The organism is Streptomyces sp. AC558_RSS880, assembly GCF_019049255.1.
In the GTDB taxonomy this organism is placed as follows: Bacteria; Actinomycetota; Actinomycetes; order Streptomycetales; family Streptomycetaceae; genus Streptomyces.
Genome location: NZ_JAGMUJ010000077.1, coordinates 17,830 through 35,269 on the forward strand (window position 1 = coordinate 17,830; position 17,440 = coordinate 35,269).

At 72.2% G+C, this 17,440-nt stretch carries 15 protein-coding genes; 11 read left to right on the forward strand and 4 right to left on the reverse strand.

Annotation, left to right across the window (positions count from 1 at the left end; all coding sequences use genetic code 11):
• The first annotated feature begins 94 nt into the window (after positions 1 to 94).
• Genes KUM38_RS23875 through KUM38_RS23885 form a run of 3 tightly spaced genes read left to right on the forward strand, consistent with a single transcriptional unit; the run spans position 95 to position 1,721 of the window.
• Positions 95 to 592, forward strand: coding sequence for an SRPBCC domain-containing protein (locus tag KUM38_RS23875; RefSeq protein WP_217131475.1), 498 nt, complete (start codon positions 95 to 97; stop codon positions 590 to 592).
• A complete protein-coding gene (locus tag KUM38_RS23880) occupies positions 589 to 924 on the forward strand; it encodes a metalloregulator ArsR/SmtB family transcription factor (protein WP_217131476.1) in 336 nt (111 codons plus the stop codon). Before KUM38_RS23875 ends, KUM38_RS23880 begins: the two co-directional genes overlap by 4 nt.
• Positions 925 to 956: 32 nt before the next feature.
• Positions 957 to 1,721 (forward strand): DUF899 family protein, encoded by a 765-nt coding sequence (locus KUM38_RS23885; protein WP_217131513.1) that lies wholly within the window; start codon positions 957 to 959, stop codon positions 1,719 to 1,721.
• A 450-nt stretch (positions 1,722 to 2,171) separates the two neighbouring features.
• On the opposite strand, the gene gndA is transcribed toward KUM38_RS23885, so the two are convergent.
• Complete coding sequence (gndA, locus tag KUM38_RS23890) at positions 2,172 to 3,611, reverse strand: NADP-dependent phosphogluconate dehydrogenase (protein ID WP_217131477.1); 1,440 nt, start codon at positions 3,609 to 3,611, stop codon at positions 2,172 to 2,174.
• Between the two features lie 365 nt (positions 3,612 to 3,976).
• On the opposite strand from gndA, the gene KUM38_RS23895 reads away from it, so the two are divergent.
• Entirely contained in the window at positions 3,977 to 5,227 is a 1,251-nt protein-coding gene (locus tag KUM38_RS23895) for a transglycosylase family protein (RefSeq protein WP_217131478.1), read from the forward strand.
• On the opposite strand, the gene KUM38_RS23900 is transcribed toward KUM38_RS23895, so the two are convergent.
• The gene (locus tag KUM38_RS23900) at positions 5,217 to 6,335 is read right to left on the reverse strand and encodes a DMT family transporter (protein WP_217131479.1); all 1,119 of its coding nucleotides are present in this window, start codon (positions 6,333 to 6,335) and stop codon (positions 5,217 to 5,219) included. The genes KUM38_RS23895 and KUM38_RS23900 overlap by 11 nt on opposite strands.
• A 210-nt stretch (positions 6,336 to 6,545) precedes the next feature.
• Here KUM38_RS23900 and KUM38_RS23905 point away from each other — a divergent pair, with 210 nt between their 5' ends.
• From KUM38_RS23905 to KUM38_RS23930, 6 genes are all read left to right on the forward strand, one after another.
• Positions 6,546 to 7,301, forward strand: coding sequence for a (2Fe-2S)-binding protein (locus KUM38_RS23905; protein WP_254397658.1), 756 nt, complete (start codon positions 6,546 to 6,548; stop codon positions 7,299 to 7,301).
• Between the two features lie 38 nt (positions 7,302 to 7,339).
• Positions 7,340 to 8,491 (forward strand): glycogen synthase, encoded by a 1,152-nt coding sequence (gene glgA / locus KUM38_RS23910; protein WP_217131481.1) that lies wholly within the window; start codon positions 7,340 to 7,342, stop codon positions 8,489 to 8,491.
• A gap of 51 nt (positions 8,492 to 8,542) precedes the next feature.
• Positions 8,543 to 9,763, forward strand: coding sequence for a glucose-1-phosphate adenylyltransferase (glgC, locus tag KUM38_RS23915; protein ID WP_217131482.1), 1,221 nt, complete (start codon positions 8,543 to 8,545; stop codon positions 9,761 to 9,763).
• Positions 9,764 to 9,972: 209 nt separating this feature from the next.
• On the forward strand, positions 9,973 to 12,603 hold the full coding sequence (locus KUM38_RS23920) for a PA14 domain-containing protein (protein ID WP_217131483.1): 2,631 nt from the start codon (positions 9,973 to 9,975) through the stop codon (positions 12,601 to 12,603).
• Positions 12,604 to 12,835: 232 nt separating this feature from the next.
• Positions 12,836 to 14,263, forward strand: coding sequence for a wax ester/triacylglycerol synthase family O-acyltransferase (locus KUM38_RS23925; protein ID WP_217131484.1), 1,428 nt, complete (start codon positions 12,836 to 12,838; stop codon positions 14,261 to 14,263).
• Positions 14,264 to 14,367: 104 nt separating this feature from the next.
• Positions 14,368 to 15,861, forward strand: a complete 1,494-nt coding sequence (locus tag KUM38_RS23930; protein ID WP_217131485.1) for an SDR family NAD(P)-dependent oxidoreductase — start codon at positions 14,368 to 14,370, stop codon at positions 15,859 to 15,861.
• A gap of 22 nt (positions 15,862 to 15,883) precedes the next feature.
• Here the strand turns inward: KUM38_RS23930 and KUM38_RS23935 are convergent, their stop codons facing one another.
• On the reverse strand, positions 15,884 to 16,333 hold the full coding sequence (locus KUM38_RS23935; RefSeq protein ID WP_217131486.1) for a hypothetical protein: 450 nt from the start codon (positions 16,331 to 16,333) through the stop codon (positions 15,884 to 15,886).
• A gap of 470 nt (positions 16,334 to 16,803) precedes the next feature.
• On the opposite strand from KUM38_RS23935, the gene KUM38_RS23940 reads away from it, so the two are divergent.
• Positions 16,804 to 16,977, forward strand: coding sequence for a hypothetical protein (locus KUM38_RS23940; protein WP_217131487.1), 174 nt, complete (start codon positions 16,804 to 16,806; stop codon positions 16,975 to 16,977).
• Positions 16,978 to 17,006: 29 nt separating this feature from the next.
• On the opposite strand, the gene KUM38_RS23945 is transcribed toward KUM38_RS23940, so the two are convergent.
• A complete protein-coding gene (locus KUM38_RS23945; RefSeq protein WP_217131488.1) occupies positions 17,007 to 17,402 on the reverse strand; it encodes a VOC family protein in 396 nt (131 codons plus the stop codon).
• Between the last annotated feature and the right edge of the window lie 38 nt (positions 17,403 to 17,440).

A 17,440-nucleotide genomic window follows, 5' to 3' on the forward strand; every position in this document is an offset into this window, starting at 1 on the left:
GCGAACGGATCCATTGAGTGCAACCGTCGGGTTGCACACGTCGCCAGGATGTGCAATCGTTCAGTTGCATACTGATGGGCGATGGAGGTACCCCGTGAACAACGCCACCCACACCGACGCGGAGCTGGCCGAGCTCGACCGGATCGCGCGGCAGATCGACATCGACGCCCCCGCCGAGCGGGTATGGGAGCTGGTCGTACGGCCCGGCTGGTACATCAATGACGGCGAGGTCGAGGCCGAGCCGGACCTGCGCCACGAGGGCGAGGTGACCGTGGTGCGCCATCCGTCACTGGGCGAGTTCCGGTTCCGGACGGTGGAGCTGGACAAGCCGCGCTACGCGGCGTTCCGCTGGATCGGGACCCCGTACCGGGACGACTCGACGCCCTCGACCCTGGTCGAGTTCTGGATCGACGAGCGGGACGGCGGCGGGGTGACCCTGCGCGTCGTGGAGAGCGGGTTCTCCGGTCTCGCCGACGACCCGGCGGCGTGGCTGAAGGAGCGTGAGGGCAACGACAAGGGCTGGCTCACCGAGCTGGCGGCCGCGAAGACGTTCGTCGAGAAGAACGCGTCGGCCCCGGCGAGGCAGCTGTGACCGCTTCCGCTCTTCCCGTCGTGTGCGCCGCGCTCGGCGACGCGACGCGCTGGGAGATACTCACCCGGCTCGGCGAGGGCCCCATGTCGGCGTCCGCGCTGGCCAGGGTCCTGCCGGTGAGCCGGCAGGCGATCGGCAAGCACCTGGAGGTGCTGCGCGAGGTCGGGCTGGTCGAATCCGAGCAGCGCGGGCGCGAGGTCGTGTACCTCGCTGTCGGCGCCCGGCTCGGCGCGCTGGCCCGTGAACTCGACCGGATCGGCCGCTCCTGGGAGACGCGTCTGCTGCGCATCAAGGAACTGGCGGAGCGCCCCGGACCCGAAGCGGCCACGTGACGGACAACGACTCACGACGATTGGGCAAGACCGTGACCGACCACGACAACAGGCCCACGGACCGCGCTCCGGCGCTGCCCCCGACGGCCGACCGTGCCACCTTCCAGGCCGAACTGGACCGCCTGCGGATCCGGGAGAAGGCGCACACCCGGGAAGGCGACGCGATCGCCGCCGCCCGGCGGCGCCTGCCCATGGTCGAGGTGGCCGCCGACCTCGAACTGACCGGGCCCGACGGGCCGGTCACCCTGCTCGAAGCCTTCGAAGGGCGTCGGCAGCTCGTCGCCTACTACTTCATGTGGCACCACGGCCACGACGCGGCCGGGCAGTGCGAGGGCTGCACCTGGGTCACCACCCAGGTACAGGAGTTGTCGTACCTGCACTCGCGCGACATCACCTACGCGGTCTTCTGCCAGGGCCCGTACGAGGAGAGCCGCCGCTACCGCGACTTCATGGGCTGGGAGGTGCCGTGGTACTCGGCGGTCCCGTCGCAGGACGAGCTGCTGACCGGGCGGCACGTCGGCATGATGCACATCGTGTGCTACCTGCGGGACGGCGACCGCGTGTTCGAGACGTACTGGACGACCCGGCGCGGCGTGGAGGCGATGGACTACAGCTACGCGCTCATGGACCTCACCGTGTACGGACGTCAGGAGCTGTGGGAGGAGTCGCCCCCCGACTGGCCCGTTGTCCAGGGCACGCCCGTCGATCAGGTGCGGCTGCGGAGCGACGGACGCCCCATCCCCCAGTGGTCGCGCATCGAGGCCGGCCGCTCCGACGTCCTTACCCCGCGCCCCTGACCCGCCAGCCGGCCGGCGGGTGGGGCCAACCGGCCCCGCGCCGTCACGCGGGCGGGTGACTGGAGAGGCGGCCGTCGGGTAGGCGGGGGAGTAGTCCAGAGCCGACGTCGAGCGACAGGCCGGAGGACACGCGCCATGACGAACCCGTACCCGGATCCCGTCCCGCCGGGTCCCACTCCGGGCCCGGACCCCTCACACCCCGAACCCTATCCGGACCCCACCCCTCCGCCCCCGTCGCCGGGGCCCGGTCCGGAGCCGACCCCGCAGCCCCCGGGACCGCAGCCGCCCCCGCCGCATCCGGGTCCCCCCGAGCCGTCCCCGTCGCCGATCCCGCCGGGCCCCGAGCCGGTGCCGAACCCGGAACCCGGTCCGCCGCTGAGCTGATCCGAACGAGAGAGGAAACAGGGCGGTGGACGGCCGGCCGGCCGTCCACCGCCCTGTCACAGGGGCCTACGCCGAGACCTCCGACCGGTCCCCGCCCCACAGTGTGTGGAACGAGCCGTCGCGGTCCGTGCGCCGGTAGGTGTGCGCGCCGAAGTAGTCCCGCTGGCCCTGGGTGAGCGCGGCCGGCAGGCGCTCGGCGCGCAGGGCGTCGTAGTAGGCGAGGGCCGCGGCGAAACCGGGGGTCGGCACGCCCTGGCGGGTCGCGGCGATCAGCACCTCGCGCCAGTCGTCCTGGGCGTCGGCGATCTCCTGGGCGAACGTCTCGTCCGACAGCAGGCTCGGCAGGTCCGCGCGGGCGTCGTAGGCGGCGCGGATGCGGTCCAGGAAGGCCGCGCGGATGATGCAGCCGCCGCGCCAGAGGGCGGAGACCGCGCCGAGGTCGATGTCCCAGCCGTACTCCTCGCTGCCGGCCGCGATCTCGTGGAAGCCCTGCGTGTACGACACGATCTTCGACGCGTACAGCGCCTGCTCCACCCGGTCGGCGAACGCCGCCGCCTCCGACTCGCCCAGCGGCTCGGCCTTCGGGCCGGCCAGGGAGCGCGAGGCCTCGCGCAGCGCCGCGTGACCGGACAGGGAGCGCGCGAAGACGGCCTCGGCGATGCCGGACACCGGCACGCCCAGGTCGAGCGCGATCTGCACGGTCCAGCGGCCCGTGCCCTTCTGCTCCGCCTGGTCCACCACCACGTCCACGAACGGCTCGCCCGTGGCCGCGTCCACGTGCGACAGCACCTCGGCCGTGATCTCGATCAGGTAGGAGTCCAGCCGGCCGGTGTTCCAGGTGCGGAAGATTTCCGCGATCTGCGCGGGGGAGTACCCGGCGACATCGCGCAGCAGCTGGTACGCCTCGCCGATCAGCTGCATGTCGGCGTACTCGATACCGTTGTGCACCATCTTCACGAAGTGGCCGGCGCCGTCCGGGCCGACGTGCGTGACGCAGGGGGAGCCGTCCTTCGCCTTCGCGGAGATCTTCTCCAGCATCGGGCCGAGCGAGTCGTACGACTCCCTCGGTCCGCCCGGCATGATGCTCGGCCCGTGCAGCGCGCCCTCCTCGCCGCCGGAGACGCCCATGCCGACGAAGTGGATGCCCTGCTCGCGCAGCGCCTTCTCCCGGCGACGGGTGTCCGCGAAGTGCGCGTTGCCACCGTCGATGATCATGTCACCGGGCTCGAGGAGCGGGGCGAACTCCTCGATCACCGCGTCCGTCGGCTCGCCGGCCTTCACCATGACGACCAGCCGCCGCGGTCGCTCCAGCGCCGCCACGAACTCCTTGGCCGTCTCGGCCGCCACGAAGCCGCCCTCGTGCCCGAACTCCTCCACCAGTGCGTGCGTGCGGGCCGCCGTCCGGTTGTGCACCGCGACCGTGTAGCCGTTGCGGGCGAAGTTGCGTGCGAGGTTGCGGCCCATGACCGCGAGCCCCGTGACGCCGATCTGCGCTGAACTGCTCATTGGGGTGGCTCCTAGTGACCTTGGTATCGGTACTGCCGAGTCTCGGTGCTGCCGGTCGATGCGCGCCAGTCCTGCCATCGACCATCCTGACGTGCCGCACTCGCGTGTGCACACGCGGGTCGTGCGACACCGCTCAGGCACATACGCGCGGATGCCCCTCGCGCACTCAGCGGGCGCACGCACCCGCGTGCCCCCGCGGACGGAGACACCCGCCCGCGCACGCTCCCCACGGAGCGCCAACGGGGGCGCAACGGGCGAAAAATCCCGGCCACTTGGCGCATCCGTGCGGCCGATAGCCGTCTTGTCACGGCTGGTTCGCACCGCTTACTTTTGCCCCTCCTGACGCATTGTCGAGGGGGATTTCCATGGCCGTGCGCGGCCGGCACCGCCGGTATCAGCCGAACAGGATCAACCGGGCCTCGCTCACCGTCACCGCGGGCGGCGCCGGAATGGCGCTCCCGCTGCTGGGCACGGGCGCCGCCCAGGCGGCCGACGTGGAGACCTGGGACAAGGTCGCCGCCTGCGAGTCCACCAACGACTGGGACATCAACACCGGCAACGGGTACTACGGCGGGCTCCAGTTCACCCGGTCGACCTGGGAGGCGTACGGCGGTACCCGGTACGCGCCGCGTGCGGATCTGGCCACCAAGGACCAGCAGATCGCCGTCGCCGAGAAGGTGCTCGACGGACAGGGACCCGGTGCCTGGCCGGTGTGCTCGGTACGGGCCGGACTGACGCGGGGCGGCGACACCCCCGACATCCAGCCGGCCACCGACAAGCCGGACGGAAACGAAAAGAGCAGCAAGAACAACAAGAGCAACAAGAGCGGCAAGAAGACCGGTGGGTCCTCCGTCGAGGACGTCAAACCGCACACCACACCCCAGTCCCGCGCGGGCCGCGCCGAGATGTACACCGTCGTCCGCGGCGACACCCTCTCCGGCATCGCGGCGGGCGAACGGGTCGGCGGCGGCTGGCGGAAGCTGTACGACGCCAACCGCTCCACCATCGGCGGCGATCCCGACCTGATCATCCCGGGCCAGCGGCTCGCCCTGCCCGACGGGACGACGAAGGCAGCCGGGAAACCGGCCAAGTCGGCCGAGAAGAAGACCGGGAAAGCCGAAAAGACCGAGAAGAAGACCGAGAAGAGGGCCGAGAAGAAGGCACCCTCTCCGCGCACCGAGGACCGGGCGGACCGCACCACCAAAACCACCGGCGATCTGGTCGCCCCGGTCAGCGCCGCGCTCGGCACGCCGTACCACAAGGCCGGATCCGCCTGGTCGAAGGGCTACCACACGGGCGTCGACTTCCCCGTCCCCACCGGCACGTCCGTGAAGTCGGTCGGGGCCGGCACCGTCGTCAGCGCGGGCTGGGAGGGGTCGTTCGGCTACCAGGTGGTGGTCCGGCACGCCGACGGCCGCTACAGCCAGTACGCGCACCTGTCGGCGATCTCCGTGAAGAGCGGGCAGTCCGTCGGCGCGGGCCAGCGCATCGGCCGTTCCGGTTCGACCGGGAACAGTTCGGGCCCGCATCTGCACTTCGAGGTGCGGACGGGGCCCGGTTTCGGGTCGGACATCGACCCGGTCGCCTACCTGAGGGCGGGCGGCGTCAGGATCTGATCCGCGTCCTGTGCCGGTCCACCACCGCCACCGGTACGTACGGGCCGCCGTAGAAGGGCGCGTACGACACCAGCGGCACCGGGGCGGAATCCGCGTCGTCCGGCGCGCCGCCCGGTGCCGGCACGGGGGCCGGCAGCCGTACGTCCTCGGGGAGTTCCAGTGCGGCCAGCAGCCGCTCGGCCGGGTCGGCGGGCGGCTGCTCGTCGGCCCGTGCGGGAGCCGCCTCGGGCGCGGGCCCCGGTAGGGGGGCCTCCGCCGCCCGCGCCTCCTGGTGCTCGCGTGCCAGCCGCTCCGTCGTGAGCAGGATCAGACCGCCGGCCGCCACCACGCCGCAGCTCAGCGCGAGCACCGTGCCCGTCGTGCCGTAGCGGAAGGTCTCGCCGAACATCGTGATGCCGACCGCGGCCGCCACCATCGGGTTCACCACCGTCAGCGTGGCCAGCGGGGCCGCGAGGCCGGCGCCCCGGTAGGAGGCCTGGGAGAGCAGCATGCCGGCCGTGGCCAGGACGCCGATCACCGCCAGGGACGGCAGGTCCGCCGCCGAGACCCCGCCGGTCCAGTCGACCGCGACGGTCTTGGTGAAGACGGAGGACATGCCGAACGCGACCCCGGACGCGGTGGCCAGCAGGATGCTGCGCACCGCGGGATGACGGTGCACGGCGCGGGCCGCGATCATCAGCGCCGCGACCGCCCCGGCCGTGCCCAGCGCCGCCGCCACCCGCTGCACGGTGTCCAGCGACTGCGCGTCGGACGCGCCGACCAGGGAGAGCAGCCCCGCGAGGCCCACCGTCGCCATGATGGCGCCGCGCCACGCGGTCGCCCCGGCCTTCCGGTCGACGAACAGCGCGGCCATGGGCAGGGCGAAGACGATGGTCAGCGCGCCCAGGGGCTGGACGAGGCTCAACGGGCCGTAGGCGAGCGCCGCCACGTGCAGCACTCCGCCGAGCCCGTTGAGCGCGACCGCCGCCCACCAGCCCGGCCGGCGCAGCGGTGCGTACTGCTGCGCGCCGGGTGAGTCCACCGCGACCTGCTCCTGCACGATCGCTCCTCCGGCGTACGCCACGGCGGAGACGAACGACAGCAGCACGGACAACGCGAGGGCGCTCATCGGCTGCTCCTCTGCGCGAGGCCGGGGCGGTGCACCCGGCGCGGCGAACGGTCGGCTTCCATGACCAACACGATGCCGTGTCAAAGTGTTCCCGTCGTCGTCCCTGAGCACTCAATGAGTCCTACTGCCGATGGAGTACGACAACGACCCCGTCATCCCCAGGGTGGGTGTCCCCGGACGGAGGGCCCCTGGTTGTCACCCCTAAGGGCCTTGGTACTACTGCACGTCGTGGACCTCGACCCGTCTCTCACCGCCCTTCACCGCCTCGGTGGTTTCTTCGTCCTGCGCACGGCGGGAACGGCCGGCCGTTCCCTGCCCACGCTCGCCCAGGCATACGGGCCGCGGCCCCCGGACGTTCAGGGCGACCTCCTGGCCTCGCGGGTCCGCCGGGTCGCCGGTGCCCTGCGCACCCCCGAGGCGCGGGTCGCCGCGTCGGTGGCCCAGCAAGGGCTCGCCGCCCGCCTGTGGTCCGTGGCCCTGGGCTCCGCCGCCCTCTACGACGCCGTCCCCGACCTCTCCCCGCCGCTGCTGCGCTGGGACCCGGAGGGCAGCGCCCCCGACGACCTGTGGCTGACCGGAGTACGGCCGCTGCCCGGCGACGCGGCGACGATCGCGGAGCTGGTGCTGCACGGCCATCTCGACCCCCTCGCCGCGGCCCTGCGCTCCCGCCACCGCCTCGCACCGGGCCTGCTGCGGGGCAACGCAGCCTCCGCGCTCGCGGGCGCCGCCCGGGAACTGGACCGCTGGGGGCGCCGCCACGGCCGTACGGACGTCGCCGCCCGCGCCGCTTCCCTGACGGCCGAACTCCTCACGCACCCCCGGCTCGCCGGGACCGGAACCCTCACGGGCACCTCCTTCCGGCGCCGCAGCTGCTGTCTGTACTACCGGGTGCCCGGCGGGGGCGTCTGCGGCGACTGCTGCTTCGCACGGCCGCCCCGCTCTTCCCCACGCGCCCCATCTGGGTGACCATGAAGACAACGTCCGCTCAGACAGGGGGTTCACGGGTGCGAGTGGGACTGCTGACCCGGGAGTACCCCCCGGACGTGTACGGCGGCGCGGGAGTCCACGTGGAGTTCCTCGCCCGGGAGCTGCGGCCCCTGGTGGACCTGGAGGTGCACTGCTGGGGCGAGGGCAAGGCGGACGGCGTGCTGCGCCACCGCCCCTGGACCGCGCTCGACGGCGCCAACGACGCGCTGCGCACCTTCTCCGTGGACCTCGCCATGGCCGCCGCGCTCCAGGGCCGCGAGCTGGTCCACTCCCACACCTGGTACGCCAATCTCGGCGGCCACCTCGCCAAGCTGCTGTACGGCATCCCGCACGTGATGACCGCCCATTCCCTGGAGCCCCTGCGCCCCTGGAAGGCCGAGCAGCTCGGCGGCGGCTACGCCCTGTCGAGCTGGGCCGAGCGCACCGCCGTCGAGGCGGCCGACGGCGTGATCGCCGTCTCCGGTGCCATGCGCGAGGACATCCTCGCCTCCTATCCGGCGCTGGACCCCGCCCGGGTGCACGTCGTACACAACGGCATCGACACGGACCTGTACCGCCCCGACCCCGGCACCGACGCCCTGGACCGGATCGGCCTCGACCGCTCCCGCCCGTACGTGCTGTTCGTCGGCCGGATCACCCGGCAGAAGGGCGTGCCCCAGCTGCTGCGGGCGGTGCGCGGCATCGACCCGGCCGCGCAGGTCGTGCTGTGCGCCGGAGCCCCGGACACGCCCGAGATCGACCGGGAGTTCCGTGAGCTGTACGAGGAACTGAGCCGGGTCCGCGAGGGCGTGCACTGGATCCCCCGGATGCTGCCGCGGCCCGAGGTGATCCAGTTGCTGACGCACGCCGCCGTGTTCGTCTGCCCCTCGGTGTACGAGCCGCTCGGCATCGTCAACCTGGAGGCCATGGCGTGCGGCACGGCGGTGGTCGCCTCCCGGGTCGGCGGGATCCCCGAGGTCGTGGCGGACGGCTCGACGGGGGTACTGGTGGAGGCGGACGACGACTTCGAGACGGGTCTCGCGCGGGCGCTCGACTCGGTCCTCGGCGACCCGGCCACGGCACGGCGGATGGGCGCGGCGGGGAGGGAGCGGGCCGTCACCGAGTTCGGCTGGGACGCGGTGGCCCGCCGTACGGCCCTGCTGTACGAGGAGATCCTCGAACAGGCTTAGTACCGCCCCTCCGGGGCAGTCTTGGGAAAATCCGGCGTGAGGGGAGCGGCCATGCGTCGTGGAGGTCCTTCGGTCCTGGGAATCGTGCTGGCGGGCGGCGAGGGCAAGCGTCTGATGCCCCTCACGGCGGACCGCGCCAAACCGGCGGTCACCTTCGGCGGCACCTACCGCCTGGTCGACTTCGTGCTGTCCAACCTGGTCAACGGCGACATCCTGCGCATCTGCGTGCTGACGCAGTACAAGTCGCACTCGCTGGACCGGCACATCACCACCACGTGGCGGATGTCCAGCCTGCTCGGCAACTACGTCACCCCCGTCCCCGCCCAGCAGCGCCTCGGCCCGCGCTGGTACCTGGGCAGCGCCGACGCGATCCTGCAGTCGCTGAACCTGATCTACGACGAACGGCCGGAGTACGTGGCGGTGTTCGGCGCCGACCACGTGTACCGCATGGATCCGCGCCAGATGCTCGCCCAGCACATCGAGAGCGGGGCCGGTGTCACGGTGGCGGGGATCCGGGTGCCGCGCTCGGAGTCCTCCGCCTTCGGCGTGATCACCCCGGGCTCGGACGGACAGTCCGTGGACCGCTTCCTGGAGAAGCCCGCCGACCCGCCCGGTCTGGCCGACGACCCCGAGTGCGTGTTCGCCTCCATGGGCAACTACGTCTTCACCACCAAGGCGCTCATCGAGGCCCTCCACCGGGACGCCGAGGACGAGAACTCGGTGCACGACATGGGCGGTTCGATCCTGCCCCAGCTCACCGAGCGGGGCGAGGCCGCGCTGTACGACTTCAGCTCCAACCACGTGCCCGGCGAGACCAGCCGGGACCAGGGCTACTGGCGGGACGTCGGCACGCTGGACGCGTACTACGAGGCGCACATGGACCTGATCGCCGAACGTCCCGCGTTCAACCTCTACAACCGGCAGTGGCCCGTCTACACGCACTCCGGCCAGCTCTCGCCGGCCCGCTTCAACGCGGGCGGCATGGCGAGCGAGTCGATCATCAGCGCCGGCTGTCTGATCCGGGGCCAGGTCACCCGGTCCGTGCTGTCGCCGGGCGTGGTCGTCGATCCGGGGGCCGTGGTGCAGGGCTCGGTGCTGCACGACAACGTGCACATCGGGCGGGGCGCGGTGGTGCGCGGCGCCGTGCTCGACAAGAACGTGGAGGTGCCGCCGGGCGCGACGATCGGCGTCAATCCCGAGCGGGACGCGGAGCTGTACACGGTGTCCAAGGGCGGGGTGATCGCGCTCGGCAAGGGACAGCTCGTGCCGTAGGGACGAAAGTGAGGGGCCCCGGTCGGTCGCTGTGACCACCGGGGCCTTTGTCATGTCCCTGGACGGATGACAGAATTCGTGTTGTTATGCCAAGTACTGTTCTTTGACAACGTTGTACCGGCGAGTGCAGCGCACAGAACAGAACACGCACAGCACCAGATCCACGTACTGAGCAGCGAGCCGTCACCTTCCTCACCGACGGAGGATCCGTGCGCATCAGACGACTCAGAAACCGATTCGCGCTTCTGCTGGCCGCCGCCCTGGGAGTCACCGGACTCACCGCGACCGTCCCGGCCGCGACCGCGGCGGAGGACGATCCGGTGGAGATCCACGGACTGAAGGGCGAGTACTACGCCCAGTCCGCCCCGGGCGCCTTCGACTTCCACGAGCTCAAGGCCACCGCCTTCGACTCCGACCTCGACTTCGACAACCTGGAGCCGCGCCTGAACCTCACCACCGGCCGGTCGGACGACGTCAGCGTCCGCTGGACCGGGAAGATCGTGCCGGAGAAGACCGGCGCCCACACCTTCTCGGTCAGCGCCGACAACGGCTTCCGCCTGTGGATCGACGGCGAGATCGCCATCGACCACTGGATCGACGACTGGGACCGCGAACAGACCGCCGAGCCCATCGAGCTGACCGCCGGCCGGGCCCACGACATCAAGGTCGAGTACTTCGAGCACTACGGAGGCTCCAACTTCCACCTGCGCTGGACCGAGCCCGGCGGCAGCAAGGAACCCGTACCGCAGTCGGCGTTCCGCCTCCCGGACGGCTTCGACTACGACGGTGCCCTCGCCGCCACCGTCCTCGCCTCCGGCCGCACCCTGAAGCTGGACTTCCCCCGGCCGCTCGCCGCACCCCCGGCCGGATTCACCGACCACTTCGACGCGGTGATCGGCGGCGCCGACTGGCCCCTGGAGTCGGCACAACCCGACCCGGCCGACCCGAAGGCGCTGCTCGTCACGCTCGCCGAGCCCGTCGTCGGCAACAAGACCGGCACGGCCCGCGGCAGCGCCGACATCCGCTACGACGGACAGGGCGGCCTGACCGCCGCCGACGGCGACCCCGTGGACGCGTTCCTGAGCAGCGGCCCCAACCACTCCACCCACGAGCTGAGCACCGAGTGGACGGACGAGGTGGGTCCGGACAACGCCCTCCCCGAGTACCCGCGCCCGCAGCTCACCCGCGACAAGTGGCGCAACCTCAACGGCCGCTGGCAGTTCGCCGCCGCCGAGGAGGGCGAGCAGCCGCCCGTCGGCAGGACGCTGAAGGAGCGCATCCTCGTCCCGTACCCGGTGGAGTCCCGGCTCTCCGGCATCCAGCGGCACGAGGACCGCATGTGGTACCGCCGCACCTTCACCGTGCCCCGCGACTGGCACATCGGCTCCGACCGGCGGCTGCGGCTGAACTTCGGCGCCGTCGACTGGCGCTCCGAGGTGTACGTCAACGGCACGAAGGTCGCCACGCACGAGGGCGGCTACGACAAGTTCAGCGCCGACGTCACCGACGCGCTGAAGCCCGGCCGCACCCAGGAGATCGTCGTCGGCGTGTACGACCCGACCGACTCCGCCGAAGGCGAGAACCAGCCGGTCGGCAAGCAGCGCCTCGACCCCAGCGGCATCTGGTACACGCCCAGCTCGGGCATCTGGCAGACGGTCTGGATGGAGCCGGTCGCCCGCGACCACGTCGACAGCCTCAAGCTCGTCCCGGACGTGCCCGGCGAGCGGCTCACCGTGGAGGCGAGGGGCGTCCGCGACGGCGTACCGGTCAGGGCCACCGCGTACGAAGGACGGCGCGAGGTCGCCACGGCCGTCGGCCGCACCGGCGAACCGCTCACCCTGAAGATCCACGACCCGCGCCTGTGGTCGCCCGACGACCCGTTCCTGTACCGGCTGAAGGTCACCGTCGGCGCCGACCGGGTCGGCAGCTACTTCGGGATGCGCTCCATCGCCGTCGAGCAGATCGACGGGGTGCCGCGCACGGTCCTCAACGGCGAGCCCGTCTTCCTGATGGCCACCCTCGACCAGGGCTTCTGGCCCGACGGCCTGCACACCGCGCCCACCGACGAGGCCCTCGCGTACGACCTGAAGGCCCACAAGGAACTCGGCTTCAACTCGGTGCGCAAGCACATCAAGGTCGAACCGGACCGCTGGTTCTACTGGGCCGACCGGCTCGGGCTGCTGGTGTGGCAGGACATGCCCTCCATGACGGCCGGGAAGACCCCGGGCCCCGAGGCCCGCGACCGCTTCGAGCGTGAGATGAAGCAGATGATCGACGAGCACATCAGCAGCCCGTCGATCGTCATGTGGGTCACCTTCAACGAGGGCTGGGGCCAGTACGACATCGGCCGCATCGCCGAACAGGCCAAGGCCTGGGACCCGACCCGGCTGGTCAACAACCAGTCCGGACTCAACCTCGGCGCCGACGGAGGCGCCGGCGACATCATGGACGAGCACGGCTATCCCAGCCCGGCGCTCCCGCCCCGCCCGGACGGGAAACGCGCCCTGGTCAGCGGCGAGTACGGCGGCCTCGGTCTCGCCGTGCCCGGACACGCCTGGTCCGTGCAGCAGTCGTACGTCGACGTCGACCCGGCGACCTACACCGACGACTACCTCACCAAGCTGGACGAGGTGCGCGCGCTGGTGTGCCGGGGCAGCAACGGCGCCGTGTACACCCAGATCACGGACGTCGAGGGCGAGCTCAACGGTCTGCTCACCTACGACCGGCGTGTGATGAAGCCGGACGTGGCCCGGGTGAAGTCCGCGCACGAGGCCCTGATCCGGGACGCCTCCCGGGCACAGCCCGCGGGCTGCCCGTCGGCGGAGGGCGCCACGCGGTGAACCGTTCCTCCGGCGGGCCGCGCCCGTCCGGGTGGCATCCGTCACCCAGGAGGCGCTGATCACGCCGGGGTGGCCCCGTCCGTCACTCCCGTCCCGCCCCTTCCGCCGCACCGGCGGGAGGGGCGGAGACGTCACATGCTGTTCACTGGGGGTAGCCGGATCGTACTTGACCGTAATCGGCCGGGGCGATTGACTGCTGATCCGTTCCCGTCGTCGACGCGAGGCCCCGCCCATGACCGCAGACCCGCTCGCCCCTCTCGACCTGGCGTTCTGGAACATCGAGTCCACCGGTCACCCGATGCACCTCGCGGCGCTCGGGGTGTTCTCCGCCGGCTCGCCCTCCGCGGCGGCCCACGCGGTGGATCTGCTGGCCGCCCGTGCCGCCGCCGTGCCCGGGCTGCGGATGCGCATCCGTGACACCTGGCATCCGCTCGCCCTGCGACAGCCGCTGTCGGCGCTGCGCCGCACCTGGCCGGCGCCCGGCGAGCGCCTGGCCGCCGTGCTGCGGCAGCCGCTCGCCTCCGCCCTGCGCCGGTCCCTCGCCTTCGGCGGCGCCACCCGCGAACCCGACCCCGGCTTCGACCCCCTCGACCACGTCCGGCTGCACCCCCCGGCCGCCGACTTCCACACCGCGGCCGGCCGGCTCATGGGACGCCCGCTGCAACGCACCCGGCCGCCCTGGGAGGCCCATGTGCTGCCGGGGGAGGACGGCACCTCCTTCGCCGTCCTGTTCAAGTTCCACCACGCCCTCGCCGACGGGCTGCGCGCCCTCACCCTCGCCGCCGCGCTGATGGACCCGATGGACCTGCCCGCGCCCCGGCCCCGCCCCGCCGGACCGCCGCGCGGACTCCTCCCGGACGTGCGCGAGGTGCCCGGTCTCGTCCGGGACGCCCTCGCCGACGCGGGCCGGGCCCTCGACATCGGCGCCGCCGTCGCCCGCTCCACCCTCGACGTGCGCTCCTCGCCCGCGCTGACCTGCGCGCCCAGCGGCACCCGCCGCACCGCCGGCGTGGTCGTCGACCTCGACGACGTGCACCGGATCCGCAAGAGCGCCGGCGGCACCGTCAACGACGTCACGATCGCGGTCGTCGCCGGCGCCCTGCGCCGCTGGCTCGACGAGCGCGGCGACGGCAGCGAGGGCGTCGCGCCCCGCGCCCTCATCCCCGTCTCCCGGCGCCGGCCGCGCACCGCCCACCCGCAGGGCAACCGGCTCTCCGGGTACCTGCTGCAGCTCCCCGTCGACCAGCGGGACCCGCTCGTCCGCCTCGCCCTGGTGCGCACCGCCATGGACCGCAACAAGGACGCCGGTCCGCACCGGGGCGCGGGCGCCGTCGCCCTGCTCGCCGAGCACGTTCCGCCGCTCGGCCACCGGCTCGGCGGACCGCTGCTGGGCCAGGCGGCCCGGCTCTGGTTCGACGTGCTGGTCACCAGCGTGCCGCTGCCCGGCTTCGGCCTGAGGCTCGGCGGCGACCCGCTCGGCGCCGTCTTCCCGCTCGCGCCACTGGCCCCCGGCCACTCCCTCGCGGTCGCGGTCTCCACCTACCGCGGACGCGTCCATTACGGCCTGGTCGCCGACGGCGCCGCGGTGCCGGACCTCGACCGCCTGGCCCGCGCGCTGACCGAGGAGGTGACGACGCTGACCGCCGTCTGCGATCGCTGAGGGACGCGGTTTGGCGCTGTGGCCCGGCGCTGAAGTAAAATCCGCCGTTCGACAGCGTGCGCGAACGGAGCGCCGCGAGAAGCAGAGCGGGAACGACAGCGGCGATGACGGTGACACAGGACGGCCCCGAGGCCACGGACGCGGTGGCACACGGGCCCGGCATCGACCCGGAGCGGCTGGCCGTCTGCCTCGACGTGCTGCGGGAACTCGACGAACTCGACGTCGACCACCCGGACGCGATCCTGGTCCGCCGGGCCACCTCGCACATCTACCGCACGGTCAAGCAGCGCCGCCGCCAGGAGCGCCGGGCCGCCAAGACCGCCCACGACAGGGCGGTCACCGAGGCCACCGCCACCGGCTCCGCCGAGCGCATCGACGACGAGACCGAAGGCATCCTGCCGTCCTCCCGGGTCGAGTCCGGCAAGATCGCGGGGATACTCCAGCGCCCCCGCTCCTGCTACACCTGCAAGGCCCGCTACGTCGAGGTCGACTACTTCTACCACCAGCTCTGCCCGAAGTGCGCCGCCGAGAACCGCGCCCGGCGCGACGCCCGCGCGGACCTCACCGGCAAGCGGGCGCTGCTCACCGGCGGACGCGCCAAGATCGGCATGTACATCGCGCTGCGGCTGCTGCGCGACGGCGCCCACACCACGATCACCACGCGCTTCCCCAAGGACGCCATCCGCCGCTTCAAGGCCATGGACGACTCCGCGGACTGGATGCACCGCCTGGAGGTCGTCGGCATCGACCTGCGCGACCCCGCCCAGGCCGTCGCGCTGGCCGACCGGGTCGCGGAGCAGGGCCCGCTCGACATCCTGATCAACAACGCCACCCAGACCGTACGCCGTCTGCCGTCCGCGTACACCGCGCTCGTCGAGGGCGAGAGTGCCCCGCTGCCGGCCGGTGAGCTGCCCGCCCACCACGTCATCGGCGCCTTCAACTCCGGCGCGGTCGACGGACTGACCGCGCTGCCCGTCGGCGTCAGCGGACTCGACGCGCAGAAGGTGGCCGACCTCGCCCTGGTCGCGGGCAACGCCAGCGTGGTCCGGCACCGCGAGGGCACCGCCATCGACGCGGGCGGCCTGCTCCCCGACGTCGTCGACACCAACACCTGGGTGCAGACCATCGAGCAGATCTCCCCGGTGGAGCTGCTGGAGACCCAGCTGTGCAACTACACGGCGCCGTTCATCCTGATCAGCAAGTTGCGTCCGGCGATGGCCGAGGCCGCGCGCCGGGCGTCCGCCGGGCGCGCCTACGTCGTCAACGTCTCCGCGATGGAAGGCGTGTTCGACCGCGGCTACAAGGGCGCCGGCCACCCCAACACCAACGCGGCCAAGGCGGCCATGAACATGGTGACGCGGACCAGCGCGCAGGAGATGTTCGACGCCGACCGCATCCTGATGACCTCGGTCGACACCGGCTGGATCACCGACGAGCGACCCCACTTCGACAAGCTGCGCCTCGCCGACGCCGGTTTCCACGCCCCGCTCGACCTGGTCGACGGCGCCGCCCGCGTCTACGACCCGATCGTGCGCGGCGAGGCGGGCGAGGACCTGTACGGCGTCTTCCTGAAGGACTACGCGCCCGGCCGGTGGTGACGCGGGACGGCCCGAGGGGCCGTCAGTCGACCATGCCCAGCCGCGAGTTGCGCGCCGCCAGCAGCTCCAGCACGGTGCGCCAGTCCTCCAGGACACCGGCGTCGAAGCAGGCGGTGCGGGCCTCCTCGTCCGCCGCGCGCAGGGCGAGGAGATCGTCGTCGGCCGGAAGGTCGTACCGGGCGTGCCGGAGGACCAGGCCGGCCACCCGCTCGCCGAGCAGCGTCCGTATCGCGTCCGCCGCGCGGTCGGCCCGTACCGCCGGTTCGCCCGGCCACAGCAGCCGGCCGACGGGCCGTACCAGGCCCGCCACCTGGAGTTCCTTGTCCGCGGGCCGGCCGCGGCGCAGCAGCGCGGCGGTGCGCAGGGCGTGGTCGTGCGCGTCGACCGGGGCGCCGCCACGGCCCCGGACGTCCCGCGTGCCCCGGCACGCGTACAGCAGGTCCATCAGCTCCTCGACGGTGCGCAGCTCCATGCGCCGGTCCTCCCGGGAGTAGGCCGTTGCCGTGCGGCAGCAGACCATGACGAGCTTGCGTACCGGCCAACGGGACCTGAACTGCGCCCCGACCACGCGGCCCGGCCGGAAGTGCCGACGCCTGTGTACTTCGAACGAGTGACTACAGTCGGTCGCGTTCATCCGGAAATAGGAGCATATTCCGGTTGTTGGGCACCCTCCGACGCATGATTGTTACCGTCAGTTTTGAGCCCCATCGAGCGGGGGGCCGCTCATTTGGTTACTCTGATCCGGACGGACAGCAGTCAGGGTTCCACCCGCACCCACGGTCCGTCATGGGACCAGCCGGTTCACCACGGCCTGCTCTCCCTCGAGTCGCCGGCGCCACCGCGTCCGAACGGTTTTCCCTTCAGGCCCGAGCGGACGTCGGGCGCCGGGCGCAGGGCCGACGCGGTACGTCCCGAGGGTGACCGACACATAAGGAGTGCGCGGTGACACCGGAGCAGACGAAGAGCGATCAGCGCCCCGAGGAACGCGCGGAGCGCACCGCCCGCCAGCCGAAGAAGCTCGGCAGTCTCGACGTGTGGGCCCGTTCGGCCCCGATCCGCCTCGCCGGCTACGAGGACGACCTCGCCGAGCCCCACATCCTGCCCAGCGTCGACTGACGGCACGTGCGGGCGGGTCGCCCCCGTCGCTACGGCCGGACGTAGGGCCGGGTCATGATCTCCATGTTGTGGCCGTCCGGGTCGTCGAAGTAGGCGCCGCGTCCGCCGAAGAGGCCGTTGACCCTGCCGGGCTCGGTGTGGCCCGGATCCGCGTAGTAGGTGATCCCGGCCGCCTCCAGGCGCGCGATCATGGCATCGAACCGCTCCTCGGGCACCAGGAACGCGTAGTGCTGGCCCTGGACCGGCTCGTCCCGCTTCTCGTAATAGTCGAGGGTCACGCCGTTGCCCAGGTCGACCGGGAGGAACGGGCCGAACGGGGCGCCGACCTCCAGTCCCAGTATCCCGGCGAGGAACTCGGCGGAGTGCCGGCGGTCGCTGGCGTAGACGGCGGTGTGGTTCAAGTGGACGTGCTGTGCTGCGGACATGGCTGGATTCGTCTCCGGTGTCGGTTTCCATGGTGGGA